3 protein-coding genes and 1 pseudogene are annotated in these 6,475 nt (G+C 28.6%); 1 reads left to right on the forward strand and 3 read right to left on the reverse strand.

Annotated features, from left to right (window positions below):
- Positions 1–440: 440 nt before the first annotated feature.
- From LX95_RS14175 to LX95_RS14185, 3 genes are all read right to left on the reverse strand, one after another.
- Positions 441–1,076 (reverse strand): hypothetical protein, encoded by a 636-nt coding sequence (locus LX95_RS14175; protein ID WP_111542118.1) that lies wholly within the window; start codon positions 1,074–1,076, stop codon positions 441–443.
- Between the two features lie 242 nt (positions 1,077–1,318).
- A complete protein-coding gene (locus tag LX95_RS14180; protein WP_111542119.1) occupies positions 1,319–2,173 on the reverse strand; it encodes a tetratricopeptide repeat protein in 855 nt (284 codons plus the stop codon).
- 736 nt (positions 2,174–2,909) lie between these two features.
- A complete protein-coding gene (locus LX95_RS14185) occupies positions 2,910–5,333 on the reverse strand; it encodes an AAA family ATPase (RefSeq protein ID WP_111542120.1) in 2,424 nt (807 codons plus the stop codon).
- A 1,036-nt stretch (positions 5,334–6,369) separates the two neighbouring features.
- On the opposite strand from LX95_RS14185, the pseudogene LX95_RS14895 reads away from it, so the two are divergent.
- Positions 6,370–6,475, forward strand: a pseudogene (locus LX95_RS14895) (IS110 family transposase); the annotation flags it as partial.

Genomic DNA, 6,475 nt, shown 5'->3' on the forward strand with positions numbered 1-6,475 from the left:
ATTTATTTAACCCACCAGATTGGTTAATCTTAGAATTGTTTTCAATCTCGTTTATCTTAAAACTTATTGATTTTTAATTAGCCGTACAGATTGTTTACTCATAGAACTTATAATTGAACTCGTTTATCTCAATTTTATTAATTAAAATAACCGAATAGCTTTTGGTTTTTAAAATGAAGCAAAAGTAATCTCGTTTTGTTGAAATCTCTTTTTTTATTTTTTAAATAACAGAGTAGAGTAAGAAAATTGAAAAACAGGTTAATCTCGTAAAGTTAGAATTTTTGTTTTGAGGTTTTATAGTAGTTAACGGTTATGTATAAGAATAGTTGCGGGTTTGTATGAGAGGATTTTCCGAAGGAAAATCAGATGTTACAAACACGCAACGACCTTTGGTTACGCACTAAACCGCAATTATTTTTATACGGTGTTGTGCGTAGGTTTTATTCTTTTTCATTCGATTCTGTTTTCACAAATTCAGTTTGTTCTGAGTTTGTGTAAAAAGTCTTTTCAAATGTCTGTTTGGTATTTCCTAATAATGGATTGTTTTGTGAATATTTTGCTGTAAATTTTGTTGAAAGTATAGAGTCAGGTTTGTCAGCAAGCTGATTGTAATATTCTTCAAGACTTTCAATTTCAATGAGTGTTTTCTGATTTGATAATTTTTCATCCATTGCATTATCTCTTTCTCTTTTGTACCTATATTGCGATGAAATATCATTTCTGCGAATTGCAGATAAAACTAATTCTTGATAAGATTTATAAAGTGTGTCTTGTTGAGTTATTGATTTGTTTAAAACATTCTTAACATACTCAAAATTTAAGGTGTCAATTAATGATTGTTCTGGATTTTTTGTCCAATATTCAGCAAGTTTTACTTTTAAGACTTTTAAACTATCTGAAGCCTTTATGTCGGCAACTTTTTCTACTTTGTCAATTTCAAAATTTAAGTCCTCAAGGTCAAAATTCAGAGATTTTGCATTTTTTTGTTGATAATCATACAACATTTGTTCTTCTTTATTGTTTCCGCACGAAACTAAAAAGGTTACTCCAATAAGTAATAAAGTAATTTTTCTCATTCTGTAATGGTCTAGTTATTTAAAATTTTATTTAATTGCGTTTTGTAAAGAAAAGTTATTCAAATGTAAAAATTTTACGGTTTTCCTCAATGTTCCTCAACTTACGCACAACGTGTTTGTGTATGGTTAGTTGCTTGGTTTAAGTAGTAAAGTTTGTAAATAAGACACAAATAGAATGTCCGCGAGGACATTCGTAAATTGGCTAAAAGCAAGCAATTAAATATACACGGTGTTGTGCATAGTTATTCTTTATTCCACTCTTTTTTAAAATATTCTATATACTGTGCATATTGTGAACCTTCTTTTGCATATTTTAGTGTTTTTTCAGACCATTCATTAAATTTCTTTTCATTCTTTTTTCTGAAATATGCTTGAGCCATATTTACACTCATTTCGCTTTTTTCAAAATCACTTGTAGAGATTTTTATTCCTTTCAAGTATGTTTTTTCAGCCTCATCAATTTGTTCTAAATTCATATATGAATAACCAAGTTCTCTGTAAAATTGATAATCGTTTGGATTGTTTTCTATCGCTTTTTCTAATATTTCAATCGCTTTGTTAAATTCTTTGAGAGCATTATATGCAAATGATAATTCAAATTCCAACCCTTTTAAATGCGGTTCAATTTTATATGCTTTCAATAAAGGAACTAATGCTTTATCTACTGCTCCAGCGTGATTGAGATGGTTTCCAATATCTTTTAAATATTCAGCAGTATTTTCATTTGATTTATATGTGCTCAACCATTCAGGCTCTTTTTGTAAATCAAGTTCACTTATTTGTTTGTCACTAAATTGATAAACGTTATTTGTTTTTTTGGTAAGTCTATGTATAATCATAGAATTATTTGCTTTTGCAGAAGAAACAAATTTATCTTTTTCAATTTTTAAGGTTCCTCCATATCTTAAAGTTATACCTGCCATTTGGTCTATGTAAATAAATCCATAGGCATAAGTTGAGTCAGTTTCTTTTTTTGGAAAAACAACCCAATTGTCAACTGCGTCATAATATTTCGTATCAAAATTTAACTCTGTTAATTTGTTCTGTGAAAATCCAATATTTGATATTAGAAGTAATGTAATTATTGTTAATCTCATATTTCGGTTTTTAATTATGTACAACGGTTTTGTATAACCGTTAGTTGCGTGGTTTAGAGCTAAGATAAGTAAAATACTGAAATATTGAGCACGCAAGGATTTGTCCGCAGGATAAATCCGTAGCAATTGCTGTTATACGTTGTTAGCTATTGTAGTTATTATCCTTTTTTTGTTAGAATTAATTTTTTATTAAATACCCGTTTCAACTTTTAAAATAACGCAAAAGCGAAAAAGCTAAACGGAGTTTTGCTTTTACCAATGTTTAGCAAAAAGTGTTTGTAAAACTCTTTGCAGCCCGCCCTGCTTTTAAGAATCTGCTATTAAAGTTGCGTTTATCGTTTCTGCTATTTTGATTAATTGACTTTTATGATTTGACAATCTTTGAGAACCAGCTTTTCTCTTTTTTTTTAATTAACCCGTTCTGCTTTGTATTTAATTAGAAATTGAATTTATATCGTTTGGTAGGTTTAAACTTAAAAATCTTAATTTATCAATCTGCTTTACAGTTAAATTATTTTTGGAACGATTTTAAAATTAGACAGATAATAAGGAGAAATTCATTTTTTAAAATACTAGAAGGTAATAGGAACGGAGGTGATTTTCACTATAATTGCTAACGTGTTTGTGTATGATTAGTGGCGTGTTTAAGCATTTAATTTAGCAAATAAAAACCGAATATAAAATCCGCTAGGATTTTCGTAAGTGGGCGATAACTAGCCATTAATTATACACGTTGTTAGCAGCTTTTTTTATTTCTGTATTCAATTCTGGAAATTGCTTTGTCAAATTCTTTTGTTATTTTTTCCTTGATTTGTGTTATTGATTTTAATTTTTCCAGTTCTGGATTGTTTAATATATTATTTTCTATGATAATTAAATACTCAAGAAAAACTATCATTCTATTTTTTCTGATTTTCATACGTTCCAAAATATCTCTTTCGTATTCAATTTGATTCGTTAGGTCTGTGAGTTCTTCAAATTTATCGTTATCATAAATATTTGTGTCGAGCATTACAGATTCTGTATAAACCATTAAATTAGATAAAAATGCGATATAATAACCTCCACTTAAGGTAATATAATAGGACGGGTCTTCTAAATGTTCTTCATTAGAATGAATAAGAGAATGATTAACAAGAGTTTTAATAATACTTTTTATTGAATCAATAGAAATACCTATTTGTGAAATAACATCTCGAATGTCTGTAAGTAAAACCTCAGAAAGACCTATTTTAGAACGAGAATGTAAAAATTGTAATATATAAAGACGTACTAATTGTAATGAACTGCTACCTAAATTGGATTCAAAAATATTAATGGCTTCAGCTCTTGTTTCTTTATAATATTTCCATTGTCCTAAAACACTTCCTTTAAAAAGTTCGTGATAAGGAAAAGTAAAATTTGCTTCACCTTCAATGTAGTTTCTAATTGCTTTATCAGCTTGAATGTGTCCTGAAGTTAAGAAGTTTTGAATTAGGTGAAGACCTTTTCTAGGGTTTCTATCACTCAAATATTCTAAAAACTTGCCATTGTTTTCATTTAGAACGCTTTTTTGAACTATTGAGAAAAATAAACTCAAATCATCAACTTTAATAGTAATTCCGTTGTTTATTTCAACATCTGCACTTTTTCCTTTTAGCAGATGTTGAGCGTAAATTAATCTTTTTGATAAGACTTCTCTAAAAGAAGGGGGATTTATCCAGAATTTTTTTAATTCATAAGCATTAAAAATAGAGTTGTTCTTGTGTTTTATAAAGGTTGTATCTCTAATTGAAACAATTGTACTACATTTTATAGATTTAGATATAGATGTAGCTTCTGAAAAAACTCTTTTTTCTAATTCTTCATTTTCGAATAAATCAACATTATCTATAACAATAACACACAATTGTTTTGATGAAAGGTATTTATAAACTTTATTTACATACGGCTCTACTTTTTTGTAATCTGAATCTATTAATTCAATAATCTTTTCTTCAAACTTTTCTTTGTTTTTTTTCAACATTGCATACGGTCCTCTTGATAAAGCTTCTATTTCTTTAGCGTATGCAGGTCCTATTAAACTTTCATAATCAGTTGGGTTTTCTTTATTATCTTTTAATAAGTAGTTATTTAGTGAATTATAAATAAATTCTCTTGGGTTACCATCTATACCTATTTCTTCTAGGTCGATATAAATCCAATGTGCTTTTTTCTCTTTTAAAAGTTCTTTACTTTTAACTAGCTCAAAGTACTTCAAGTAAGTTGATTTACCTGAGCCAACTGAACCGATTAGTAATGTTACAGGATTAGAATTTGTATTAGTAGTAATATCAATTTGTTTAAATAAATCATCTTTTGAATTACCTCTTTTAACTTTTTTAGCGGGTAATATTAAATTAGGCTTATATTGTGAAAGATGCATTTGAAGAGTTGTATCAAATTTAACTCTACTATCTGTTGAAACGTAACATCTATTTAGAACCTCAGAATTTCTTAATAAATTGTCAGATAAAAGAGCGTAATCAATACCAGGCATAATATGGTCTGCAATATTGTTTCTACCTAGTCTGTAATCAGAATTATTTAAAGTATCTATTAGTTTGTTATTAAGAATAACATCATTATCTGTGGTTATAGATTTTAGGCTATGATTTTCAACATTATTAACTGAAAAAATATTATAAAGAGTTTCAGCATCATCAAAATTTTCAAATGGAAATAGTAATGATGCGTATATACTATTTCTACTAGAGGTAGTCAAAGGGTAGTAGCACCAGCATTCTCCATTTGTTACCATTACTATATCAGCATCTATATTTCTCGCATAACTTTCTGCTTGGGAAATAGCTTCAGAAATTTCACCTTGCCCTAAAATTGTTCCAGTTAATTTAAGCTTTTTTCTTCTTGTTGGTGAAGGAAATGAAGCTCCAATTTTTTTTGCTTCTACAATAATTTTATATTCACTAGCTAATAAAATATAATCTATAAAACCATTTCTTACACCTTCAGTGTGGGGTTCTACACTTATTTGTCCGTGAACATACTGCAAAATTTCTCTTATGACCCTATCTATAATATCAAATCTTGTTTGTGCTTCAGATTCATTATTAAGCTCTTTAAGTATCGCTTTTTTATGAATTTTTTCAAATGTTTCTGACAATTCTCCCCAATCTTTCATTCTGCTTCCTTGTTTTTATTTAGGTTGTTTTTAATTGCTGCTAACGTGTTTGTATAACCGTCAGTTGCGTGGTTTAGAGCTAAGATAAGTAAAATACTGAAATATGGAGCACGCAAGGATTTGTCCGCAGGATAAATCCGCAGCAATTGCTGTTATACGGTGTTGCCTGTTGTAGTTATTATCCGCAATATTTGGAAATAATTTTTCCCCGTTTCTGCTTTTTAAAATAACGCAAAGATGAAAAAGCTAAACATGTTTTGCTTTTACCGATAATTAGCAAAAAGTGTTTGCAAAACTCTTTGCAGCCCGTACAGATTTTAAGGTTTTGATTTTAGGTTATGTTTATCGTTTTTGCTTTTTTTTTGATTAACTGACTTTTATGACCTGACAACATTTAAGAAACTTCTGCTTTCTTTTTTTTAATCCTTTACGATTTGTGTTTATTAAAAGTTGGATCAATCTTGTTTTGCAGAGTTTATCTTAGTCTCAATTAATTGATTCGTTTTGCTGATAAATATTTTCAAAACGATTGTAAAATTATTTTTTAAATCCGAACGATAAAAAATACATTGATAATTTTAAAAACCCCTAAAGATAATAAGAGTAGAATCGATTTTTACTATAACTGGCAACGGTTTTGTATATGGCTCGTAGCGTGCAAATTAGCGATATTTATTCGGATTGAGCACAAGCCAGATTTTTAAATTTTACTATTTATCTTTTTATTGGAAATCGTCAAATTTAAAAATTTGGCGACTTTCCAAATATGCCTTAACTTCATTTGAGCAACAAATTAGCTATGAGCTATATACGTCTTAAGTTAGCATTTCAATAAAAACATTAAATTAAGATCTATAAAAAAGAAAGAACAAAGAGAGGATTAAGGTTATTATATACGCAGAAGCTTAAGACTTCGTCAACATTGAAAATCCCCTCTCTTTTCTACACAGATTTCGTACAGTTCTATGAGGCTTTTAGACCTCGATTTTAAGTCGTTGAAACTCGCGTAGGTTGTCCTTTCAAAAAACATTTTCTTATGAATAAAGATATTAAATATTTTGGAATAGACATTAGCCATTTAGTTTTTGATGTTACGGATTCTGAAGGGAATTATTACCAATTTAAAAACAGCATTTCTGGCT

Origin of the sequence: Mesonia algae, assembly GCF_003253545.1 — a bacterium.
Classification (GTDB): Bacteria; Bacteroidota; Bacteroidia; order Flavobacteriales; family Flavobacteriaceae; genus Mesonia; species Mesonia algae.